Source organism: Aliiroseovarius pelagivivens, from assembly GCF_900302485.1.
In the GTDB taxonomy this organism is placed as follows: Bacteria; Pseudomonadota; Alphaproteobacteria; order Rhodobacterales; family Rhodobacteraceae; genus Aliiroseovarius; species Aliiroseovarius pelagivivens.
The window spans coordinates 28,986-49,947 of record NZ_OMOI01000001.1; the positions used below are offsets into that span (position 1 = coordinate 28,986).

Annotated in this window: 22 protein-coding genes and 1 tRNA gene; 17 read left to right on the forward strand and 6 right to left on the reverse strand. The window is 59.4% G+C overall.

The features are described from left to right. The first annotated feature begins 53 nt into the window (after positions 1 to 53). Both rpmI and rplT read left to right on the forward strand, forming a co-directional pair. On the forward strand, positions 54 to 254 hold the full coding sequence (gene rpmI, locus ALP8811_RS00150; RefSeq protein WP_108855190.1) for a 50S ribosomal protein L35: 201 nt from the start codon (positions 54 to 56) through the stop codon (positions 252 to 254). 14 nt (positions 255 to 268) lie between these two features. Continuing rightward, positions 269 to 634 (forward strand): 50S ribosomal protein L20, encoded by a 366-nt coding sequence (gene rplT / locus ALP8811_RS00155; protein WP_108855191.1) that lies wholly within the window; start codon positions 269 to 271, stop codon positions 632 to 634. 101 nt (positions 635 to 735) lie between these two features. On the opposite strand, the gene ALP8811_RS00160 is transcribed toward rplT, so the two are convergent. Further along, positions 736 to 1,071 (reverse strand): cupin domain-containing protein, encoded by a 336-nt coding sequence (locus tag ALP8811_RS00160; RefSeq protein ID WP_108855192.1) that lies wholly within the window; start codon positions 1,069 to 1,071, stop codon positions 736 to 738. A 204-nt stretch (positions 1,072 to 1,275) separates the two neighbouring features. Between ALP8811_RS00160 and ALP8811_RS00165 the strand changes: the two genes are divergently transcribed. From ALP8811_RS00165 to ALP8811_RS00200, 8 genes are all read left to right on the forward strand, one after another. Continuing rightward, complete coding sequence (locus tag ALP8811_RS00165; protein WP_219928713.1) at positions 1,276 to 1,617, forward strand: YciI family protein; 342 nt, start codon at positions 1,276 to 1,278, stop codon at positions 1,615 to 1,617. Between the two features lie 6 nt (positions 1,618 to 1,623). Beyond that, positions 1,624 to 2,871 carry an RNA polymerase sigma factor gene (locus tag ALP8811_RS00170; RefSeq protein WP_108855194.1) on the forward strand — a complete coding sequence of 416 codons (1,248 nt, stop codon included), beginning with the start codon at positions 1,624 to 1,626 and terminating at the stop codon, positions 2,869 to 2,871. Between the two features lie 70 nt (positions 2,872 to 2,941). Continuing rightward, positions 2,942 to 4,015 (forward strand): phenylalanine--tRNA ligase subunit alpha, encoded by a 1,074-nt coding sequence (pheS, locus tag ALP8811_RS00175; protein WP_108855195.1) that lies wholly within the window; start codon positions 2,942 to 2,944, stop codon positions 4,013 to 4,015. Continuing rightward, positions 4,012 to 4,434: an ASCH domain-containing protein gene (locus ALP8811_RS00180; protein ID WP_108855196.1), complete on the forward strand. Its 423-nt coding sequence runs from the start codon at positions 4,012 to 4,014 to the stop codon at positions 4,432 to 4,434. Before pheS ends, ALP8811_RS00180 begins: the two co-directional genes overlap by 4 nt. A gap of 24 nt (positions 4,435 to 4,458) precedes the next feature. Then, entirely contained in the window at positions 4,459 to 6,855 is a 2,397-nt protein-coding gene (gene pheT, locus ALP8811_RS00185) for a phenylalanine--tRNA ligase subunit beta (RefSeq protein WP_108855197.1), read from the forward strand. A 49-nt stretch (positions 6,856 to 6,904) separates the two neighbouring features. Next, positions 6,905 to 7,354, forward strand: coding sequence for a YtoQ family protein (locus tag ALP8811_RS00190; protein WP_108855198.1), 450 nt, complete (start codon positions 6,905 to 6,907; stop codon positions 7,352 to 7,354). Between the two features lie 130 nt (positions 7,355 to 7,484). After that, on the forward strand, positions 7,485 to 7,913 hold the full coding sequence (gene mscL, locus ALP8811_RS00195; protein ID WP_108855199.1) for a large conductance mechanosensitive channel protein MscL: 429 nt from the start codon (positions 7,485 to 7,487) through the stop codon (positions 7,911 to 7,913). Between the two features lie 142 nt (positions 7,914 to 8,055). Then, a tRNA-Met gene (locus ALP8811_RS00200) sits at positions 8,056 to 8,132 on the forward strand. A 150-nt stretch (positions 8,133 to 8,282) separates the two neighbouring features. Here ALP8811_RS00200 and ald read toward each other — a convergent pair. Further along, positions 8,283 to 9,401 carry an alanine dehydrogenase gene (gene ald / locus ALP8811_RS00205; protein ID WP_108855200.1) on the reverse strand — a complete coding sequence of 373 codons (1,119 nt, stop codon included), beginning with the start codon at positions 9,399 to 9,401 and terminating at the stop codon, positions 8,283 to 8,285. A 160-nt stretch (positions 9,402 to 9,561) separates the two neighbouring features. Between ald and ALP8811_RS00210 the strand changes: the two genes are divergently transcribed. Further along, positions 9,562 to 10,020 carry an Lrp/AsnC family transcriptional regulator gene (locus tag ALP8811_RS00210; RefSeq protein ID WP_108855201.1) on the forward strand — a complete coding sequence of 153 codons (459 nt, stop codon included), beginning with the start codon at positions 9,562 to 9,564 and terminating at the stop codon, positions 10,018 to 10,020. 11 nt (positions 10,021 to 10,031) lie between these two features. Here the strand turns inward: ALP8811_RS00210 and ALP8811_RS00215 are convergent, their stop codons facing one another. Further along, positions 10,032 to 11,273 carry an MFS transporter gene (locus ALP8811_RS00215; RefSeq protein ID WP_108855202.1) on the reverse strand — a complete coding sequence of 414 codons (1,242 nt, stop codon included), beginning with the start codon at positions 11,271 to 11,273 and terminating at the stop codon, positions 10,032 to 10,034. A 98-nt stretch (positions 11,274 to 11,371) separates the two neighbouring features. Here ALP8811_RS00215 and zapE point away from each other — a divergent pair, with 98 nt between their 5' ends. After that, the gene (gene zapE, locus ALP8811_RS00220) at positions 11,372 to 12,460 is read left to right on the forward strand and encodes a cell division protein ZapE (protein WP_108857352.1); all 1,089 of its coding nucleotides are present in this window, start codon (positions 11,372 to 11,374) and stop codon (positions 12,458 to 12,460) included. A 410-nt stretch (positions 12,461 to 12,870) separates the two neighbouring features. On the opposite strand, the gene ALP8811_RS00225 is transcribed toward zapE, so the two are convergent. The 3 genes from ALP8811_RS00225 to ALP8811_RS00235 are packed head-to-tail and all read right to left on the reverse strand — an operon-like array spanning position 12,871 to position 16,128. Next, positions 12,871 to 14,109 (reverse strand): bifunctional folylpolyglutamate synthase/dihydrofolate synthase, encoded by a 1,239-nt coding sequence (locus ALP8811_RS00225; RefSeq protein ID WP_108857353.1) that lies wholly within the window; start codon positions 14,107 to 14,109, stop codon positions 12,871 to 12,873. A gap of 32 nt (positions 14,110 to 14,141) precedes the next feature. Then, a complete protein-coding gene (gene accD, locus ALP8811_RS00230) occupies positions 14,142 to 15,113 on the reverse strand; it encodes an acetyl-CoA carboxylase, carboxyltransferase subunit beta (RefSeq protein WP_108855203.1) in 972 nt (323 codons plus the stop codon). A gap of 31 nt (positions 15,114 to 15,144) precedes the next feature. Then, on the reverse strand, positions 15,145 to 16,128 hold the full coding sequence (locus ALP8811_RS00235) for a CPBP family intramembrane glutamic endopeptidase (RefSeq protein WP_146183968.1): 984 nt from the start codon (positions 16,126 to 16,128) through the stop codon (positions 15,145 to 15,147). Positions 16,129 to 16,288: 160 nt separating this feature from the next. On the opposite strand from ALP8811_RS00235, the gene ALP8811_RS00240 reads away from it, so the two are divergent. From ALP8811_RS00240 to ALP8811_RS00260, 5 genes are all read left to right on the forward strand, one after another. After that, positions 16,289 to 17,014 carry a hypothetical protein gene (locus ALP8811_RS00240; RefSeq protein ID WP_108855205.1) on the forward strand — a complete coding sequence of 242 codons (726 nt, stop codon included), beginning with the start codon at positions 16,289 to 16,291 and terminating at the stop codon, positions 17,012 to 17,014. 44 nt (positions 17,015 to 17,058) lie between these two features. After that, on the forward strand, positions 17,059 to 17,853 hold the full coding sequence (locus ALP8811_RS00245) for a DUF6478 family protein (protein WP_245924469.1): 795 nt from the start codon (positions 17,059 to 17,061) through the stop codon (positions 17,851 to 17,853). A gap of 25 nt (positions 17,854 to 17,878) precedes the next feature. After that, positions 17,879 to 18,259 carry a hypothetical protein gene (locus ALP8811_RS00250; protein WP_108855206.1) on the forward strand — a complete coding sequence of 127 codons (381 nt, stop codon included), beginning with the start codon at positions 17,879 to 17,881 and terminating at the stop codon, positions 18,257 to 18,259. Next, complete coding sequence (locus tag ALP8811_RS00255; protein WP_108855207.1) at positions 18,256 to 18,741, forward strand: 2-thiouracil desulfurase family protein; 486 nt, start codon at positions 18,256 to 18,258, stop codon at positions 18,739 to 18,741. The genes ALP8811_RS00250 and ALP8811_RS00255 overlap by 4 nt, the downstream gene beginning before the upstream one ends. 179 nt (positions 18,742 to 18,920) lie before the next feature. Next, positions 18,921 to 20,948: an NADPH-dependent 2,4-dienoyl-CoA reductase gene (locus tag ALP8811_RS00260; RefSeq protein WP_108855208.1), complete on the forward strand. Its 2,028-nt coding sequence runs from the start codon at positions 18,921 to 18,923 to the stop codon at positions 20,946 to 20,948. Positions 20,949 to 20,962 lie beyond the last annotated feature (14 nt).

The window sequence follows — 20,962 nt, forward strand, 5'->3', positions numbered from 1 at the left end:
GCTAATGTGGCATGCCCACCGTGCATAAACGTAACCTTTGATTGGAGACGAAAATGCCCAAGATGAAGACCAAATCGAGCGCCAAGAAGCGCTTTAAGGTTTCCGCGACCGGCAAGGTCATCGGAGCCCAGGCTGGTAAACAGCACGGAATGATTAAACGGACGAAGAAATTCATCCGCAACGCACGCGGTACGACCGCTCTGTCCGCCCCCGACGCTAAGACCGTCAAGGGCTACATGCCCTACGACCGTTAAGAGGAGATACCGATATGTCCCGCGTTAAAGGTGGAACCACAACTCACGCCCGTCACAAAAAAGTCGTCAAGGCCGCTAAAGGCTTTTACGGTCGCCGCAAGAATACCTTCAAGGTAGCGCGCCAGGCCGTCGACAAGGCGAACCAATATGCAACCCGCGACCGTAAGAACCGCAAGCGTCAGTTCCGCGCTCTGTGGATCCAGCGTATCAACGCTGCTGTCCGTTCGCACGACGAAAGCCTGACATACTCGCGCTTCATCAACGGCCTGAACCTGGCTGGTGTTGAAGTGGACCGTAAGGTTCTGGCCGATCTGGCCGTTCACGAGCCCGAAGCATTCGGTGCGATCGTTGAAAAAGCACAGGCTGCTCTGGCTGCTTAAGCCCGACAACAGCAAGAATTCGAAAGCCGCGAGGGGACACCTTCGCGGCTTTTTCTGTTTTGGGATGACTGGGGCTGGAACCGCATCCCGGGACGAGACTGCTATTTTTTGATTGTGTAGCGATCTGCCTCGGCAAAGACGTCAATGGCGCGTGTTCCAGACTTAATGCGGCCGCCATGCACGACGCCTGCCGGGATGTTGTAGCTGTCGCCGGCCTTGTAGGTTCGTGTCTCGCCACCGATGGTCAGCTCGATCTCTCCTTCCACAACGGTACCCCATTGCGGCCCGTGTGAATGCGGCGGAAGCTCCATGTCTTTGAGGAATGTGAAGAAGGCAACCAAACCTTCGTCTGACCGCACAACAGCCGTTTGCACGACATCTTCGGGGAATGGCACGTCGATGCTGGGTAGTTCTTTTATAAAATCTGGAAAGGGCATACTGAATCCTTCTGTGCAAATTATTCCGTCAGGACCCAACAAGTACACGATTTTTAACCCTCTCCGCATATTAAACGTCTTTGGGTCTTCTTCGGCATTGCAAGAAATACAGATCAGTTGTCGATTTTGCTGATCCTCAAACGTCTGGTACACAGAAAGGCCATAGACCTTTCCAAACCGACGAAAGGAAAACCAATGCAATACATGTGTTTGATTTATAACGCCGAGGATAATGGCCCGCAGCCAGGCACGGACGAGTTCGGCCCCTATATGCAATCCTATGTGGATTTCACGCAGGAAGTGCAGGATGCAGGTGTGATGGTCGGAGGCAACGCCTTACAACCCGTTGCGACGTCAACCACGGTGTCCGTTCGTGGCGGCAAGTCCGAAGTGGTTGATGGCCCGTTTGCCGAGACCAAAGAGCAATTGGGGGGCTACTACATCCTTGATTGCAAAGATCTGGACGAGGCGCTGCACTATGCAGCCAAGATCCCGGACGCCCAATACGGTCGGATCGAGGTGCGTCCGGTCATGATCTTTGACTAATCCCTGATGCTGCCCCCGGTCGAAGTGCAAGCGCTGGTCACGCGATTGATCCGCGAAGACTGGGGGCGCATCCTATCTTCACTGGTGTCGTCCATTGGTGACTATGCCTTGGCCGAGGATAGCTTGCAGGACGCTGTTATCTCGGCGCTTGAGGTCTGGCCAAAGAAGGGCGCGCCGCGTCATCCCGATGCGTGGATGATCTCGGTGGCAAAGCGCAAGGCCTTGGATCGTCTACGTCGAAGTGCGACGGCAACCCGCAAACAGGCCGAGCTGACCCTTTGGCTGGAACAGCACCAAAGCGACCCCGAGGATACGCCGATGCTGATCACCGACCATCGTCTGGAACTTATCTACACGTGCTGCCACCCTGCGCTTGAAGAAAAGTCCCGTGTTGCCCTGACCCTGCGTGCGCTGGGCGGGCTGACGACGGCTGAAATTGCCAAGGCGTTTCTGGACAAATCCGACGCTATGGCCGCCCGCCTGACCCGCGCCAAGAAGAAGCTGCGCGATGCGGGCATCCCTTTCAAACTGCCGGAACCCGAAGACCTGCACGACCGCACCGACACCGTGCTGCGCGTCATATATCTGATCTTCAACGAGGGCTATCAAGCGTCTGACGGCCAGCTGACCCGCGGCGATCTGGTGGCCGAGGCGATCCGTCTGGGGCGTATCCTGACCGGTCTGCTCCCCGATCACGCCGAGGCACATGGCCTTCTGGCCCTGATGCTGCTGGGCGAAAGCCGCATGCTGGCGCGGCAAGGGCAGGGTGGGGCGTTCGTCCCGTTGGAACATCAAAACCGTGCGCGCTGGGATCGCGCCAAGATCGCCGAGGGGTTGGCGTTGGTCGAAACCACTTTGACCATGGGTCCTGCTGGTCCCTATGCGCTTCAGGCCGCGATCAGCGCAGTACACGCGCAGGCCGCAGATTTTGCCTCGACCGACTGGGCGCAGATCGTGGCGCTCTATGACGTGCTTTATGCCCGCCACCCCAACCCAGTCTTGCGGATCAATCAGGCCGTGGCGTTGTCCTATGCCGACAGCCCGCAGGCAGGTCTGACCCTGCTGAACTCGGTCGACGCGGAAGGCAAATTCGCCCGCTATCAACCGTTCCACGCCTGTCGTGCCGATCTTCTGGCACGCCTTGGGCGTGACCGCGACGCCGCCGAAAGCTATCGCGCCGCCATCGCCCTGTCCGACGCACCAGAACAAGCAGCGTTCCTTGAAAGCCGCCTTCACGCACTGAACGCGCCCTGACACCCTTCCCCGGCTTGCCATTTTGCCCTGCATTCGCTAGCTGGAAACGGTGCGAAGCAAAGGGACCGAGATGGACGAGCTCAGAACAAAATATCTGGACGCAATCGGTGGGGCCGCTGACGAGGCGGCACTGGAAGATATCCGCGTGCAGGCGGTTGGCAAAAAGGGCGAAGTGGCTCTGAAAATGCGCGAGCTGGGCAAGATGACGCCCGAAGAACGCCAAGTGGCCGGCCCCAAGCTGAACGCGCTGAAGGACGAGATCAACTCGGCCATCGCCGCCAAGAAATCCGGGCTGGCGGATGCCGCCCTTGATGAACGTCTGCGCACCGAATGGCTGGACGTCACCCTGCCAGGCCGCCCCGCGCGCCAAGGCTCGATCCACCCGATCAGCCAAGTGACCGAGGAAATCTCGGCCATCTTCGGCGACATGGGTTTCTCGGTCGCCGAGGGCCCGCAGATTGAAAGCGATTGGTACAACTTCGACGCCCTGAACATCCCGCCGCACCACCCCGCGCGTCAGGAATTCGACACGTTCTATATGCACCGCGACGAGGGCGATAACCGCCCGCCGCACGTGCTGCGCACCCACACCTCGCCGGTGCAAATCCGCGCGATGGAGAAGACCGGCGCGCCGATCCGCGTGATCGCACCGGGTCGCGTATACCGCTCGGATTACGACCAGACCCACACCCCGATGTTCCATCAGGTCGAGGGGCTGGCGATCGACAAAGACATCTCGATGGCGAACCTGAAATGGACGCTGGAAGAATTCTGCCGCGCCTTCTTTGAAATCGACGGCATCGAACTGCGCTTCCGCGCCTCGCACTTCCCGTTCACCGAACCGTCGGCTGAAGTCGACATTCGCTGTTCATGGGAAGGCGGCACCCTGAAACTGGGCGAGGGCGACGACTGGATGGAAATCCTCGGCTCTGGCATGGTGCACCCGAAAGTGTTGCAATCGGCGGGCGTGAACCCCGACGACTGGCAGGGCTTTGCATTTGGCCTCGGCATCGACCGTCTGGCCATGCTGAAATACGGCATCCCCGACCTGCGCGCGTTCTTTGATTCAGACCTGCGCTGGCTGCGCCACTATGGCTTCAGCTCGCTGGACGTGCCGACCATGCGTGGGGGGCTGTCGCGATGAGCGACGATATGGAAGACCTTCAGGTCACATATCCCGGCGCGGGCACGTTCAAGTTCGGGGATAGCGCCGAGCTTTCAGCTCGACTGATCGGACTTGTTCGCTCGGGCAAAAAACGTGCGACTTGTGGCGCGTTGTCCGAGTTCAAAGACGAACCCGAAGCCATGCCCGTCGTAGGGCGCACTGACATTGCAGCGAACTGGGATGGCACACCGGCGCTGGTGATCAAAACTGTAAAGGTTGAAGAGATCCGCTTTTGCGATGTCACTGAAGAGATGGCTCTGGCAGAGGGCGAAGATGACAGTCTTGAGGGCTGGCGCAAAGGCCATGAAGCGTTTTTCGCACGCAACGGCGGCTTCGACCCTGAAATGATGCTGGTGTTCGAGCATTTTGACCTGATTGAGGATTTGGCAGACCGCTAAGCGGTGCCGAAAGAGGATACGCAAATGAAATTCACCATCTCCTGGCTGAAAGACCACCTCGACACCGAAGCCTCGGTTGACGAAATCGCCGAGGCCTGCACCGATCTGGGGCTTGAGGTTGAAGAGATCTTCAACCCCATGGACCGTCTTGGCGCGTTCACCATCGCCAAGGTCAAATCGGCTGAAAAGCACCCCGACGCCGACCGACTGCGCGTGTGCACCGTGGAAACCAACGAAGGCGAAAAGCAGATCGTTTGCGGTGCGCCGAATGCGCGGGAAGGCATCACCGTGGTGCTGGCCAAACCCGGCGACTATGTGCCCGGCATCGACGTGACCCTGTCCGTCGGCAAAATCCGCGGTGTCGAAAGCCACGGCATGATGGCCTCGGAACGCGAGCTGGAGCTGTCGGAAGAGCATGACGGCATTATCGAGCTGCCCTCGGGCGAGGTCGGCGACAAGTTCGTCGACTGGCTGGCCGCCAATGACCCCGAGAAGGTCGACCCGGTGATCGAAATCGCCATCACCCCCAACCGCCCCGATGCGCTGGGCGTGCGTGGCATTGCGCGTGACTTGGCCGCCCGTGGTCTGGGCACGCTGAAGCCCATGACCGAACACAAGGTTGCGGGCAACGGCCCCAGCCCGATCAACGTGACCATTGACGAGGATACGCTGGACGCGAACCCCTTGTTCATGGGGCGTCTGATCAAGGGTGTGAAGAACGGACCCAGTCCCGCATGGCTGCAGGCGCGTTTGAAGGCTGTGGGCTTGCGACCCATTTCCGCGCTGGTCGATATCACCAACTTCTTCACCTACGACATGAACCGCCCGCTGCACGTGTTCGACGCCGACAAGGTTAAGGGTGACCTGCGCGTGCATCGCGCCAAAGGTGGCGAGACTCTGATGGGTCTGGACGAAAAAGAATACACGTTCGATGCTGGCATGGTCGTGATTTCGGACAGCGAAGGTGTGGAATCCATCGCGGGTGTGATGGGCGGCCTGCCCACCGGCTGCACGGAAGAGACCACCAACGTGTTCCTTGAGGCTGCGTTCTGGGAAACCATCCAGATCGCGAAAACCGGCCGTGCGCTGAAGATCAACTCAGACGCGCGGTATCGCAACGAACGCGGCATCGACCCGGCCTATAACGCACCTGCGATCGAGGCCGCGACCCAGATGATCCTTGATCTCTGCGGTGGTGAAGCGTCGGACGTTGTGACCGCTGGCGCCGAGCCAGACGTGTCCCGCGCCTATAAGCTGGACACTGACCGCGTGCAGTCGCTGGTGGGTATGGACATCCCCGCCGATGAACAGCGCAAAACGCTGACCGCGCTGGGCTTCACCATCGACGGTGACATGGCCCATGTGCCGTCGTGGCGTCCTGACGTGCTGGGATCCGCCGATCTGGTCGAGGAAGTGGCCCGCGTCGCATCCCTGACCAAGCTGGTTGGCAAGCCGCTGCCGCGCAGCCATGTGGGCGTTCCGAAAGCGATCCTGACCCCGATGCAGAAGCGCGAAGGCATTGCGCGACGCACCGTGGCGGCCTTGGGCTACAACGAATGCGTGACCTACAGCTTCATTGATCAAGCCAGCGCCGAGCGCTTCGGCACCGGCGGTGACAACGTGGCTTTGGCGAACCCGATTTCGTCCGAGATGAGCCACATGCGCCCCTCGCTTCTGCCCGGCCTGCTGCAAGCCGCTGCGCGCAACCAAGCGCGCGGGTTCATGGATCTGGCGCTGTTCGAGGTTGGCCCTGTGTTCAGCGGCGGCGAGCCCGATGAGTACGAGCAGATGGTCACCGGCATCCTGGTTGGCAACACCGGCCCGCGCGACCGTTTCGGCGCGCGTCGCCCGGTCGACACCTATGACGCCAAGGCGGATGTGGAAGCTGTTCTGGCTGCCATCGGTGCGCCTGCCAAGCTGACCTTCGTGCGTGACATGAACGCGTGGTGGCATCCGGGTCGCTCGGCCAAGCTGGGTCTGGGTCCGAAAAACATCCTTGGCGCGTTCGGCGAACTGCACCCGAAAACCATCGCCGAGATGGACGTGAAAGGCCCCGTTGTGGCCTTCGCCGTGCATCTGGCGAAAGTGCCGTTCCCGAAAGCCAAAGGCACGGGCCGCGCGGCGCTGGGCGCATCGGACCTGCAACCGGTCGAGCGTGACTTCGCCTTCGTGGTGGACGCAGACGTAGAAGCCATCAATCTGGTGAACGCGGCGGCTGGTGCGGACAAGGCGCTGATCACCGATGTAAACGTCTTTGACGAATTCATCGGGGGATCGCTGGGTGAGGGCAAGAAATCGCTCGCCATCACCGTGCGACTGCAACCGCGTGACGCGACCCTGACCGACAAGGACATCGAGGCTGTCAGCCAGAAGATCGTCCAGAAGGTCGAAAAGGCGACGGGCGGCAGCCTGCGCGGATAAATCAAAGCGCGGTCCCCTTAGGGCCGCGTTTTTCATTGGAGGACACATCATGCCCCTGAACGTTTATCTTTCCGGCGAAATCCACACCGATTGGCGTGAGCAGATCATCGAAGGTGCCAAGGGTCTGGATGTGACCTTCAGCGCCCCTGTGACGGATCACGATGCCTCGGACGATTGCGGTGTGGCCATTCTGGGCGAAGAGCCCAACAAATACTGGCACGACCACAAGGGCGCGATGATCAACGCCATCCGCACCCGCAAGGGGATCGAGGGTGCCGACGTTGTTGTCGTCCGCTTTGGCGAGAAATACCGCCAGTGGAACGCGGCCTTTGATGCGGGCTATGCCGCGGCCAAGGGCAAGTCTCTGATTGTTCTGCAGATGCCAGAACATGATCACGCGTTGAAAGAGGTGGATGCAGCGGCGCTGGCCGTCGCGCGCGAGCCTGCGCAAGTGGTTGAGATTCTGGCCTATGTGCTGAACGGTTCTCTGCCCGGCTAACCCGACCGTCAGCTTGCGGTGACGCGCGCTTGAATTTTCCCCAGTAAATTTGCGCAGTTTTTGTGTACCGTTGTGCCTAATGCGAACGGGATCACGCAATCTGCGCGATCAGAAAACTTACGGGGACACCATGCTTAAAGAATTCAAGGATTTCATCGCCAAGGGCAATGTCATGGACATGGCAGTTGGTATCATCATCGGCGCAGCCTTCACTGCGATCGTGAAGTCGATGGTAGACGACCTGATCAACCCGATCATCGGTCTGTTTACCGGTGGTGTCGACTTCACCAACAAGTTCGCCGTCCTGGCGGGCGACGTGGCGGCCGGCAGCTCGCTGGAAGCAGCCCGCGAGGCAGGCGCATCGGTTTTCGCCTATGGTGCCTTCATCATGGCCGTGATCAACTTCCTGATCATCGCCTATGTTGTGTTCATGTTGGTGAAGATGGTCAACAAGGCCAAGGACGCCGCCGAGAAGGAACAGGAAGCCGTGGAAGAGGCCCCTGCAGGTCCCAGTGAACTGGATCTGCTGACCGAGATCCGCGACGCTTTGAAGAAATAAAACGGGCCGTATAGGACCGCGAAAGGGCGCTGGAAATTCCAGCGCCCCTTTGTTTGAAAATTCTGCCCGGGTTTTCCGATTTCGGGCGTTTTTCGTTTGACACTTGCAGCCTGCCAGAATATTCGGACCTCCGATATGAGATGGCGTGGTAGCTCAGCTGGTTAGAGCACAGCACTCATAATGCTGGGGTCGGCGGTTCAAGTCCGCCCCACGCTACCATCTCAATCCTGAAGTAAGCCCTGCTGTCAAAGCGGGGCTTCTTTCGTTTTAGGATCCTCAGCAGCAAATCGGTGTCAGTTTCGAAACGCACCAAAATAAAAGCCCCGCACAATGGCGGGGCTTTCGTTGCGTGATATCTGGAAGGGAGGATCAGATGTTCAGCGCGTCTTGTCCGGTGATGCTGTCCAGCCCAAGGGCTTCACCCACGGCAGCATAGGTCAGTTTGCCAGCATGCACGTTCAGACCGTTCAGCAGGTGCGGATCGGCGGCACATGCCTCTTTCCAGCCTTTGTCGGCCAGCGACAGCATGAAGGGCAGAGTTGCGTTGCCCAATGCGATGGTCGAGGTGCGGGCGACAGCGCCCGGCATGTTGGCCACGCAATAGTGCATCACGTTGTCGACCTCATAGATCGGGTCGGCGTGGGTGGTGGCCTTCGAGGTCTCGAAGCACCCACCTTGGTCGATCGCAACGTCCACCAGTACGGCACCCGGCTTCATGGTCGACAGCTGCGCACGGCTGATCAGCTTGGGGGCGGCTGCGCCCGGGATCAGAACGGCACCGATCACCATGTCGGCTTGCTGAACCAGCTCTGCGGTTGCCGCAGCGGTCGAGTACTGATTCTTGAAGGTGCCGCCATAGACGTCATCCAGATAGCGAAGACGCGGCAGTGAACGATCCAGCACGGTCACATCCGCGCCCATGCCAGCGGCGATCTTGGCTGCATGGGTGCCGACGACACCGCCGCCAATCACGACAACCTTTGCCGGACCAACGCCGGGAACGCCGCCCATCAGGACACCACGGCCGCCATTGGCCTTCTGCAGGGTCCACGACCCCACCTGAGGGGCCAGACGCCCAGCAACCTCGGACATCGGGGCTAGCAGCGGCAGGCCGCCATTGTTGTCGGTCACGGTCTCGTACGCGATTGCCGTACAGCCCGAGGCCAACAGGTCGTGGGTCTGCTCGGGGTCCGGCGCAAGGTGCAGATAGGTGAACAGCAGCTGACCTTCGCGCAGCATCTTGCGCTCAACGGCCTGCGGCTCTTTCACTTTTACGATCATGTCGGCTTTGGCAAAGATTTCTTCCGCCGTGTCCAAAACGGTGGCGCCTGCGGCGCGGTAGTCATCATCCGAGAACCCAGCGCCCATTCCGGCATTGGTTTCAACGATTACGGAATGGCCACGTCCAATCGCCTCGCCTGCGGCGGCGGGCGTCAGTCCAACGCGAAATTCCTGTGGTTTGATCTCTTTTGGGCATCCGATCAGCATGGGGGTGTCCTCCTTCTCCCTGGGCCGAAACTTAAGCTGTTATCTATTGATCTTGGGGGTGTCCTGACGCAATTGCTTTGAAAAGATGTAGCGCTTCGGGTACGGTTCTTCGAAGAATCCCGCGCCGATGGCGCAAACAGCGCAAGGAATGTGATCGAAATTGGAACTTGATAGTGTAGATCGCCGCATCTTGAGGGCATTGCAACGCACCGGACGCATTTCGAACGCCGAGCTGTCCGAAAAGGTGAACCTGTCCCCCTCTGCATGTCACCGTCGGGTGCAGCGGCTTGAGGCCGAGGGCTTTATCAAAAACTACGTGGCCCTGTTGGATGCGCGCAAACTGAACTGCCCCACGACTGTGTTTGTCGAGATCACGCTGTCGGGTCAGGCTGACGAGGTGCTGGAAGCCTTCGAACGCGAGGTTGCGCGCGTGCCCGATGTTCTGGAATGCCACCTGATGGCGGGCACGGCGGATTATCTGTTGAAAGTGGTCGCACAAGATACCGAAGATTTCGCGCGTATCCACCGCCAGTATTTGGCGCGCCTGCCGGGCGTGCAGGGGATGCAGTCCAGCTTTGCCCTGCGCACGGTGTTCAAAACCACGGCGCTACCGGTCTAAGCCCTCGCGGCCTACGCTGCGCGTGCGGACAGCGGTTGTTCTTTCACCGGCAGATGCACAATGGCCGAGAATGCTCCGACCCCAACGCCGATCCACCAGACCATTGTGTAGTCGCCAAAGGCGTCATACATCCGCCCGCCCAGCCAGACGCCAAGGAAACTTCCTAGCTGGTGCGAGAAGAAGACGATGCCATAGAGCGTTCCCATGTAGCGCAGCCCATAGATATGCGCGACAAGTCCCGAGGTCAGCGGAACTGTTGCCAGCCACAGCGACCCCATGGTGATCGAGAAGATGATGACTGAGGTCGGCGTGATCGGCATCAGGATGAACAAGGCTGCCACGATCGTGCGCCCGGTATAGATCGCCGCCAGCAGGTATTTCTTGGAATAGGTTTTGCCCAGATAGCCCGCAAACAACGTGCCCGCGATATTGGCCAGACCGATTAGCGAGATCGAGATCGCGCCCAGAGCAGATGTGGTCGACACGCCGACCGCCGCCAGCGTGCCCGACGGATCAATGGCTCCGCACATCTCGGTCACGAAGGCGGGGAAGTGTGCGGTGATGAAGGCCAGCTGATAGCCACAGGAAAAGAAGCCGAGGAAGATCAGGGTATAGGTGGGATCCTTGAACGCTTTGATCAGGATCTGCCCCATGCTTTCCTCAAGCTCGGATTTGCTAGCCAGAGGCTCTGTTTTCATCAGCGGCAGCAGGGCCAGCGTGGCCATAATGGCCGCAGCGAAGACGACAAAGACGTTCTGCCATGTCATGAAGGTCAGCAGGTATTCTGCCAGCGGGGCGCCGAAAACCTGACCGGCGGACCCGGCCGCGGTCGCAATCGCCAAAGACATTGAACGGTTTTCGTCGCTGGATGCGCGGCCAACAACGGCAAGAATGACGCCAAACCCTGTTCCCGCGATGCCAAATCCAACCAGCACCTCAAGCATTTGGTGGGCTTCGGGCGTGACGGCCATGGAGCTGGCAACCAGACCAACAGCATAGACGATCGCACCCATGATGATCGCTTTGCGATCGCCCATCTTCTCGGCAATGGCGCCGAAAATGGGTTGCCCGATGCCCCAAGCAAGGTTCTGGATCGCAATTGCCAGCGAAAACTCGGCACGCGGCCAGTTGAATTCGGTGGCGATGGGGATCTGAAAGACACCAAAGCTGGCCCTGATCGCAAAACCGACCAGGATGATAAGGCAGCCAGCCACAAGGACCGGAGTGATAAGGGGTGCGCGCGTCTCTGTCATTGGGTCAATGTCAGACAATTGCCGCACTGCGTCAATTCTTGCTTTTTGATGTGCGGCTTAAGCTTTCTTTATGTGACGCGGCGTTTTATCTGTCGGGTATGTCGAACTTGATCCAAACCTATGATGCCCTTGCCCAATCGGGCGAGATTACCCGCGACCCAGCACAAGAGGCCTGCCTGCCGGGACTTGAAGACATTCGTGCGCATCTAGATTCTGCGCCCAAGCGCAAGCGTGGGATATTGGGGGGGCTCTTTCATTCCAAGCCCGAGGACGTGCCGCAAGGCCTGTATCTGTGGGGTGGGGTTGGTCGCGGCAAGTCCATGTTGATGGACCTGTTTGTGGACAGTCTGGAAAACACCGCGGCCCGTCGCGTGCATTTCCATGCCTTCATGCAAGAGGTGCACGAAGGTATGACCGAGGCACGCAAGAGGGGCGTGGACGACCCGCTGGCGCCCGTCGCGGCCAAGATCGCGGCGGATGTAAAGCTGTTTGCCTTTGACGAGATGCAGATCTCGGACATCACCGATGCAATGATCGTCGGGCGTCTTTTCGAAAAGCTGTTTGAGGCGGGCGTTGTTGTCGTCACCACATCGAACCGCCACCCTGACGAGCTGTATAAGCACGGGCTGAACCGGCAGCTTTTCCTGCCTTTCATCGCGCTTTTGAAAGATCAGATGGTGGTGCATGAACTGGTCAGCCCAAACGATTATCGCCAAGATCGTCTGTCTGGCGAGCAAGTGTTTTTCAGTCCCGCGAACGCCGATGCGCGTCAGGCAATTGACGCGTTGTGGAAAGATCTGACCGGCGGCAAAACCGAGCCGCTGGTTTTGACAGTCAAAGGGCGCGAGGTCGTGTTGCCCGATTATCGCAACGGCGCTGCACGCGCGCGTTTCCATGACCTATGTGGGGCGATGTTAGGGCCAGGGGACTATTTGGCCGTGGCCAATGCGGTGAAGCTTCTCGTGCTGGAAGACATCCCGCGCCTGAGCAGATCGAATTTCAACGAAGCAAAGCGCTTCGTCACTTTGATCGACGCACTTTACGAGGCGAAGGTCCGCCTGATCGCCTCGGCGGCCGCATTGCCCGAGATGCTGTATGTCGAAGGGGAAGGCTCGTTCGAGTTCGAACGCACAGCCAGCCGCCTGCGCGAGATGCAGGATAAGGACTGGGGGCAAGATTCAGAGTGAGGTGAGATGACGAGGGGCCGCGCGTCTGCGACCCCTCAGGTTTGCACCTGCCTGCCTAACTCGGATAGGGGCTGGAAATACCCCGAAGCGCCGCTGGTTTAGGCAAAGAGTCACGATACTATTTTGTGATCACACGGGCATGTGTAATTCCTGCCCTTTGCGAATCACTTTGCCGCCCCGGCGAAATGTACTGCTCGATAAGCCGTCCACTTCATGCGGACTTTGCCTATAGAATACCCTATTTATAGGCGCTAACCCCTTAATTGGTCAACGTTTTACATGGAATCACGACCGATTCGCGAATCGGGCAAAAAAGTGATTCTTTTCCGGGGTTTGACTCGTGTTCTTGATGCGGTTCGGCGCGGACGTGCAAAATTAATTTTGTGATCACGTCCGCTGAATGCAGTTTCTCAACCGTTTTCGCGCAAGATCGCGCCTGCAAGATACAATGACCCGCAAATCAGGATGCGCGCTTGCGGTTCGGCCTGAATGATGGCGGTGATCGCGGCCTCGACCGAGGCTGCCGTCGCCGAGGTCATCCCGACCTTTGCGGCCTCGTCCGCCGTGGTGTCTGCGGGCAGGGTGTTCGGTTCGTCTGGGATCGACACGGCCGTCAGGCTGTCGGCCACGCCCGCTAAGGGGCGTAGATAGCCTGCGATATCCTTGGTATTCAGCATGCCGCAGATCAGATGGGTCGGGCGTTTGGGTAGGTCGGCCAGAACGGTGGCCAGCATCTCGCCCGCCGCTGGGTTGTGACCGCCGTCCAGCCAAAGCTCGGCTGTGCCAGCAGCGTCGATCAGGGGGCCGTTGCGCAAGCGTTGCATCCGTGCAGGCCACGTGACGTCGCGCATCGCGGCTTCGCAGGCGGCTTCATCAAAGCCCAACACGCGCAGCGCGGCAATCGCGGCGCCCGCGTTTTCGATCTGGTGCGGGCCGATCAGGGCGGGCAGGGGCAGATCCAGAAGTCCGTTCTCGTCCTGGAAAATCAGACGTCCGCGCTCTTCCCAGAAATGCCAGTGTTGGCCATGCACGTACAGAGGGCAGCCCAGTTTGGCGGCACGCGCCTCGATCACGTCGAGCGCGTCGTCTTTCTGCGGGCCAACCACGCACGGTACGCCACGTTTCAGAATGCCGGCTTTCTCGCCAGCAATCTCGGGCAGGGTTTCGCCCAGAAACTGTGTGTGGTCGATCGAGATCGGAGTGATCACAGTCAGCGCGGGTTTCTCGACCACGTTGGTCGCGTCCAGCCGTCCGCCCAGCCCGGTTTCCAGCAAAGTGAAATCAGCAGGCGTTTCGGCAAAGGCCATCAAGGCGGCGACCGTTGTGATCTCGAAATAGGTGATGTTCTCGCCGCCATTGGCGGCATAGCAACGGTCCAGAACCTCGGTCAGGGCGTCTTCGCTGATCAGCTCTCCGGCCAGACGGATGCGTTCGTGGAAGCGCGCCAGATGCGGCGAGGTATAGGCGTGAACGCCTTTGCCAGCGCCCTCAAGCCCTGCGCGGATCATCGCTTGGGTTGAACCCTTGCCGTTGGTCCCGGCCAGATGGATCACAGCAGGCAGCTTGTTCTGCGGATTGTCGACGGCTTTCAGCAGCCGCCAAACACGATCCAGCGTCAAGTCGATGATTTTCGGGTGCAGCGACATCATCCGGTCAAGGATGACGTCCGAGCCTTTGGCGCTCACGCTTTGCCGGCCTTCGCAGCCTCGTCAGAGGCATCTTCCGCTGCTGACGGTGCAGCTTCGGCCGGCGCTTCGGCTTCGACCTCAGGCTCGGGTTTCGGCAGATCGCCTTTCACCGCAGGCGGCTGGCCGGTCAACATGCGGATGATTGTCACCAGCTCGTCTTTCATGTCCTTGCGGTGCGTCACGCGGTCCAGCATGCCGTGGTCCAGAAGGTATTCGGCACGTTGGAAGCCCTCGGGCAGCTTTTCGCGGATGGTCTGTTCGATGACGCGGGGGCCAGCAAAGCAGATCAGAGCGTTGGGCTCGGCGATATGCACGTCACCAAGCATCGCATAAGACGCGGTCACGCCGCCCGTGGTCGGGTGGGTCAGCACGACGATATAGGGTAGGTTTGCTTCTTTCAGCATCTGCACGGCAACCGTAGTGCGCGGCATTTGCATCAGCGATAGAATGCCTTCCTGCATCCGTGCACCGCCTGCTGCCGAGAACAGCACCAGCGGGCGTTTCAGAACGACAGCGCGTTCGGCAGCCGCGATGATTGCGTTGCCCACATACATGCCCATCGAGCCGCCCATGAAGCTGAAGTCCTGAGCCGCAGCAACGATGGGCGTGCGCCCAATTTCGCCTTCAGCGACCAGCATGGCTTCACGTTCGCCGGTGCCTTTGCGGGCCGATTTCATACGCTCGGGGTATTTCTTCTGATCTTTGAACTGCAGGGGATCGTCGATGGGGGCAGGGACATCAACTTCGGTAAAGATGCCGCCGTCAAACATCGCGCTAAAGCGGTCGCGCGGCGTGATTGCCATATGGTGATCGCAGTTGGTACAGACGTTCTGGTTCTCGGCACATTCGCGGTGGAACAGCATGGTTCCGCATTCACCACATTTGGTCCACAGATTCTCGGGCACCTCGCGGCGCGAGAAAAGCGAGTTGATGCGGGGGCGGACGTAGTTTGAGATCCAGTTCATCGCCAGACTTCCTTGTTGCGTTTGGCCTTAGTTAGTCTGCCTTGGCGGCATTTGCAATTGGCGGCTTCCGCTGCGTGAGGTTCCACCAAAGCACAAACGCGACCAGAACCAAAGTGGTTTGCAGAACCATCGAGGCCGTCGTGGTCCATCCCATCAGATCGGCCTCGGCCACGAAAAGGGAAAAACCATCCAAACTTCCCGCATTCCCGACCAACACCATCGACATGTTGTTGCCAAAGTGCAGCCCGGCAGCGGCGCCGATGTTGCCTGTGCGCAGGGTGACAAAGCTGAGAACGATGCCCACGACGCTTGTGTGGAGGACATAGAATATTGCGTTGATGCCCCAAGTGGCGGGATCTGCGTGCAGCAAGCCAAACGCGACCGAGGGCAGGATGGCCCAGATCCAAATGGACTGGAACCGGGCGCGGAGTTGCTGGAGCATATAGCCGCGAAAGACCAGTTCCTCGGCGAAGATCTGGATGAAAATCAGGATCAGGGCCGGGCCAAGGATCAGCAGCCACTCGCGTGTTGGCAAATTTTGTTCAAGCTGAGTTTGATCTTGCGGGGCAACGAGCAGGGGTTCGAACATTTGCAGCAGGCTTGCGGCAAGGCTGACTCCAAGGGCGATCAGGATGCCAATGCGAAACTGGCGCCAGAGGACATGTCTCTGAGCGCCGAACAGGGTTGAGTAGCTGCGCTTGTGTAAAAACCGCACCACCAGCCACAGACCCAGATGATACCCGAGGAAGGTCAGAAAGAAGATGCCAGCATGTGTGGCCGTGCCGCCGTCGAGTATGTCGGCAGGGTGCTTCCCGATCAGCCATCCTCCGCCCATGAAGATCCCGAAAGTGGCAGCGAAAAAGACCACATGGATCAGGACAAAGCCAAGAACCGATCGCCAAAATTGGCAATAGGGCTGCGCAGGGGACCAGAAGTAAGACTGGGGGGCGGGTGTCACGGTGACGGCTCCTGTACACATGAACTGGGCATTCGCAGCAACTGTGTCGTGGATCATCGCAAAGGACAATCCGGTTTTCCCTGACTTGCGCCGTGCCCCTCTGGCTTGTTATCCGATCAGAAGAGCGTAATGGATTTGCCAAGCGGTTTGCTGGGCATGTGCAGAGTTGGGTGTTCAGGTGATGAGTATAGGGAAAAGCAACATTGTTAGTCGGCAAATGCGCTGGGCCGCTGGGGCGATCCTGACGCTGGCGCTTGCAGGATGTTTCGGCGGAACCAAATCCGATGATGTGCGCAACAGCCCCTTGTTTTCGAAGCAAGCTCCGTCGGCTTCAGGCAGTTTGGTGCAGCGGCGGACGGTCATGTCCGGGGCCGTGACGGTTGCCGCACCCAAGGGGTATTGCGTGGATGTCAGTTCGCTGCGCGATCAGGCATCGGGGGCGTTCGTTCCCTTTGGGGCTTGTGCGGCGCTGACCCGAAACGTGGCAGACCCCAGTCCGAAGACACCTGCCTTCCTTGTGGCCAGTGTATCAGCCCTGCCGACGGCTGTCGTGTCCTCGGCCGAGGATCCCGAGGCGTTGATGGAACAAGCGCGGGCCTTTTTGGAAAGTGCCGCCGGACGTGCGGCGCTTAGTCGGTCAGGCGACGCTAGCACCGTGACGGTGCTGGACCTGAAGATTGCGTCTGGTGTCGTGAAGGTGTTGACGCGCGACAGTTCGGATAATCGCCCGGCGTCATTGTCCGACACGACATGGCGCGCATTTTTGTCTATTGGCGACAAACTGGTCGTGGCCAGTGTGACTGGTTTCACAAAGCACCCCATAGATCCGCGCAATAGTCTGACACAGTTGGATAAATTCATAACCGCGATCAAGGGCGTCAACCCCGCCAGCGGCAATAATGGCGGCGGCCTTGGGGGCATATTTCGCAAATTGCGAAACTAAAGAATATCTGATTAAGTGCAGCCATCCTAACACCTGATCACCACTTGAACGGGCAAACCACTGAAATGCAAAGCTGGATTACCTCGCTTTCGGATCGCTTGACGGACCGCAGAGCCTTGCGCCGTTGGACGCGTTTTGCGCGGGACGCGGGCAATGTGGATAAGCCCACATTGCGACAGTCACGGGTGCGCGCCCGTCAGTTGCGACAGCAGCTGGATGAGGTGCTGTTTACCGCTGACAGCCGCCTGGCGTTGCCGCTTCTGGGATCAAATACGTTTCAAAAACCGCTTCATTCCGACTGGGCCCACCGTCCTCAAGCCTGGCGCGGCCCGCTTGAGCCAACGGGCGTGGCATCCGCACAAAACGCGACGTCGTTCGGAGGCGAGGTGAAGCTGTTTCACGATTGCCCACTGTCCGAGGTATCTATCCGGCAAGTGCGCAACACGCGCGAGTCTGACCTTGCTCCGTTCGGAGTGTCGCTCGAGGCGTTTGGCTTCGAGGGATCGTTCCTGTCCTTGGCGATCGAGCTTCCCGACTCAGCAACCGAGGGATTGCATCGCAACCACATCGTGCGTTTGTCGGTGACGTCGCAAGTGGAACGCCCAATCGGCGTGTTGGCGCGTCTGAATATCCAGCACGGTCCGAACCACGAACAATTGTCCGAGAACAAAACCCTTGGAAATGGGGAAGCCACGTTCGAATTTGACCTCGCCTACTCCAATATGAACGAAAAGCGGGTTCAGAAGATGTGGGTGGATCTGGTGTTTGGCGATCCTGAAATGAACCAGACAACGCTGCGCGATCTGACGCTGTACCGTTATCCCCGTGCCGAAATCTAAGGGCATCTGTTGATAAGGAGCTATCATGGCTGACATGTCACTTGAGAAAGCCCGCATTCACGCCGGCATCTGGGAAGGTGTCCTGACCGCGCCCGTCGACGTCGCGCCCGAGCTTGAGGTGATGCATCAGGCGCAAGCGGTCCCGGGGGTCGAGGTGGCTGCGCTGGCGGACCAATCCGGTCAGTTCAGCGTGCGAGTCCCGATCCCGGCCGAGCTGCTGGGCGATGGTGTTCAGACCTTCGTCATTCAGGACAAATCGACCGGCCAGACGCTGGACAGTTTCGTGATTGTCACTGGTGAACCGCTTCAAGCGGACATTCGGGCCGAGATGGATCTTCTGCGCTCGGAACTCGACATGCTGAAGCGGGCATTCCGTCGGCATTGTCAGGCGGGTGATGACGCATGACCGCGATCCTCGTCAGTGCGTGCCTGCTGGGGCAGAAAGTACGTTATGACGGGGCGGCGAAGACGCTTGATGATGATCGGTTAAACCGTTGGGCCAACAAGGGCTGGCTGCATCCGATCTGTCCGGAACTTCTGGGTGGCTTGCCCGTTCCACGCCTGCCTGCTGAAATTGCGCCGGGCCATGATGGCACATCGGTCCTATCGGGGCAGGGGCGTATTCTGGATCTGCATGGTGGCGACGTGACGGATGCTTTCTTGCAGGGCGCCAAGATCGCGGTGGCCACGGCGCAAGAGCACGGATGCAAGTATGCCCTACTGACCGAGGCCAGCCCCTCCTGCGGCACCGATGTGATCTATAGCGGCCACCATGACGGCGTTCGGCGCGCCGGTATGGGTGTTGTGACGGCGGCGCTGACGCAAGCCGGGGTGCAGGTGTTTTCCTCGGAACAGATCGGCATGCTGGCGGCCCTGATCGACGCATAAGCGTTCGATCTTAAGTCCAAGACACGAATATCCGGCCATACCTTCGGGATTCTCGGGACATTCGTGTCAGGTAATGGCCGTATTAAAAGATCGAACGCTCTAGATTACGCAGCGTTTCAGGTGACAGCGCTTTACGTGAACGTCAATACTTTCGGGAAATAGGCAGCCCGAGGACCGCTATGACCCGCTACCCACATCTTCTTGCCCCGCTCGATCTTGGTTTCACCACGCTGAAAAATCGCGTCCTGATGGGGTCGATGCACACCGGACTGGAAGAGCGCGGTGATTGGAACCGCGTGGCCGAGTTCTATGCGGCGCGTGCCCGCGGTGGGGCGGCACTGATCGTGACGGGCGGTATGTCTCCGAACGAAGAAGGCGGCGTATTCCCGGGCGCGGCAGGGCTGTTCAGCGACCAAGACATTGCCAACCACAAAACGGTTACGGATCGGGTGCATGCGGAAGGCGGCAAAATTGCCATGCAGATTCTGCACGCGGGGCGCTATGCCTATGGGCCGAACTGCGTATCGGCCAGCCCGGTAAAATCCCCGATCTCGCCCTTCCCGCCGAAAGAGCTGGACGAGGACGGTATCCAGAAACAGATCGACGATTTCGCCACCGCCGCTGCTCGCGCCAAACAAGCTGGGTACGATGGGGTCGAGGTCATGGGCTCGGAAGGCTATTTCCTGAACCAGTTCCTTGTAACCCACACCAACAAGCGCGAAGACCGCTGGGGCGGGTCCTATGAAAACCGTATGCGCTTGGCCGTTGAGGTCGTGAAGGCCGTGCGCGCTTCCGTTGGTTCTGAATTCATCATTATCTATCGCCTGTCGATGATCGATCTTGTCCCGAATGGCTCGACCTTTGACGAGGTGATCCAACTGGCCAAAGAAATTGAAGCTGCGGGCGCCACGATCATCAACACCGGCATCGGCTGGCACGAGGCGCGTATCCCGACCATTGCGACCTCGGTCCCGCGTGCGGCGTTCACATGGGTCACGAAGAAGCTGATGGGGCAGGTCTCGATCCCGGTGATCACCTCGAACCGGATCAACACGCCGGATGTCGGGGAAGAGGTTCTGGCAAGAGGCGCTGCCGACATGGTGTCGATGGCGCGTCCGTTCTTGGCGGACCCGGATTTTGTGATCAAAGCCGTCGAGGATCGTGCCGGTGAAATCGCGCCCTGTATTGCCTGCAACCAAGCCTGTCTGGATCATACCTTTGGTGGTAAAATCTCGACCTGTCTGGTGAATCCGCGCGCGTGTTACGAGACCGAACTGAGCTATGATCTGACCGACACGCCGAAATCCATCGCCATCGTGGGCGCTGGGCCCGCTGGGCTGGCGACTGCGCTGGTCGCGGACGAGCGTGGCCACCAGGTGACCCTGTTTGACCGCGCAGATCAGGTGGGCGGCCAGTTGAACATGGCCAAGAAGATCCCCGGCAAGGAAGAATTCATCGGGTTGGTCGACTGGTATGACCGCATGGTGCGCGCCTCGGACATTGACCTGCAATTGGGACGCGAGGTTCAGGCCGACGACCTGATCGGTTTCGACGAGGTGGTGATCGCCACCGGTGTCGTCCCGCGTGATCCGCAGATTGACGGGCAGGACGGTGCGAATGTCCTGTCCTATATCGACGTGCTGCGCCACAGCGCGCCCGTTGGTGACAAAGTTGCCATCATTGGCGCAGGAGGCATCGGGTTTGATGTCGCCGAGTTCCTGACGCAAGCTGGCGACAGCCCGACCGAGAACCTGGAAGAATGGCTTGCCGAATGGGGTGTGGCTGATCCCGGGGACGTGCGTGGCGGACTGTCGCCGGATGGCCCTCAACCCGAAGCACCTGCCCGTGCTGTGACGCTTCTGCAGCGGAAGGCCAAGGCGTTGGGCAAGGGGTTGGGCAAGACGACTGGCTGGATTCATCGCGCAACCTTGAAGATGAAGGGTGTCGAAATGCAGGGTGGTGTGAACTACGAAAGCATCTCGGATGCGGGGCTGATGGTCAGCTCGGGCGAAGCGCGCGAAAACCCGCGCGTGATCGAGGCTGACAACATCATCCTTTGTGCCGGGCAGGTGCCGGAACGCACTGTTTTTGATCAGCTGGCCGAAAAAGGGATCTCTGCGCATATCATTGGCGGGGCAGATGTCGCGGCCGAGCTTGACGCCAAACGCGCGATTGACCAAGGATCGCGCTTGGCGGCCTCGCTCTGATCTAGCTGGGGCCT

Excerpts from the sequence above, each read along its gene's own strand:
- ALP8811_RS00260 (WP_108855208.1), top strand. The coding sequence starts at position 18,921 with ATGACCCGCTACCCACATCTTCTTGCCCCGCTCGATCTTGGTTTCACC.
- ALP8811_RS00190 (WP_108855198.1), top strand. The coding sequence starts at position 6,905 with ATGCCCCTGAACGTTTATCTTTCCGGCGAAATCCACACCGATTGGCGT.
- rpmI (WP_108855190.1), top strand. The coding sequence starts at position 54 with ATGCCCAAGATGAAGACCAAATCGAGCGCCAAGAAGCGCTTTAAGGTT.
- ALP8811_RS00255 (WP_108855207.1), top strand. The coding sequence starts at position 18,256 with ATGACCGCGATCCTCGTCAGTGCGTGCCTGCTGGGGCAGAAAGTACGT.
- ALP8811_RS00170 (WP_108855194.1), top strand. The coding sequence starts at position 1,624 with ATGCTGCCCCCGGTCGAAGTGCAAGCGCTGGTCACGCGATTGATCCGC.
- ALP8811_RS00235 (WP_146183968.1), bottom strand. The coding sequence starts at position 16,128 with ATGATCCACGACACAGTTGCTGCGAATGCCCAGTTCATGTGTACAGGA.
- zapE (WP_108857352.1), top strand. The coding sequence starts at position 11,372 with ATGTCGAACTTGATCCAAACCTATGATGCCCTTGCCCAATCGGGCGAG.
- pheS (WP_108855195.1), top strand. The coding sequence starts at position 2,942 with ATGGACGAGCTCAGAACAAAATATCTGGACGCAATCGGTGGGGCCGCT.
- ALP8811_RS00215 (WP_108855202.1), bottom strand. The coding sequence starts at position 11,273 with ATGACAGAGACGCGCGCACCCCTTATCACTCCGGTCCTTGTGGCTGGC.
- ALP8811_RS00225 (WP_108857353.1), bottom strand. The coding sequence starts at position 14,109 with ATGATGTCGCTGCACCCGAAAATCATCGACTTGACGCTGGATCGTGTT.
- ALP8811_RS00160 (WP_108855192.1), bottom strand. The coding sequence starts at position 1,071 with ATGCCCTTTCCAGATTTTATAAAAGAACTACCCAGCATCGACGTGCCA.
- rplT (WP_108855191.1), top strand. The coding sequence starts at position 269 with ATGTCCCGCGTTAAAGGTGGAACCACAACTCACGCCCGTCACAAAAAA.
- ALP8811_RS00250 (WP_108855206.1), top strand. The coding sequence starts at position 17,879 with ATGGCTGACATGTCACTTGAGAAAGCCCGCATTCACGCCGGCATCTGG.
- ALP8811_RS00180 (WP_108855196.1), top strand. The coding sequence starts at position 4,012 with ATGAGCGACGATATGGAAGACCTTCAGGTCACATATCCCGGCGCGGGC.
- ALP8811_RS00240 (WP_108855205.1), top strand. The coding sequence starts at position 16,289 with ATGCGCTGGGCCGCTGGGGCGATCCTGACGCTGGCGCTTGCAGGATGT.
- ALP8811_RS00165 (WP_219928713.1), top strand. The coding sequence starts at position 1,276 with ATGTGTTTGATTTATAACGCCGAGGATAATGGCCCGCAGCCAGGCACG.
- ald (WP_108855200.1), bottom strand. The coding sequence starts at position 9,401 with ATGCTGATCGGATGCCCAAAAGAGATCAAACCACAGGAATTTCGCGTT.
- mscL (WP_108855199.1), top strand. The coding sequence starts at position 7,485 with ATGCTTAAAGAATTCAAGGATTTCATCGCCAAGGGCAATGTCATGGAC.
- pheT (WP_108855197.1), top strand. The coding sequence starts at position 4,459 with ATGAAATTCACCATCTCCTGGCTGAAAGACCACCTCGACACCGAAGCC.
- accD (WP_108855203.1), bottom strand. The coding sequence starts at position 15,113 with ATGAACTGGATCTCAAACTACGTCCGCCCCCGCATCAACTCGCTTTTC.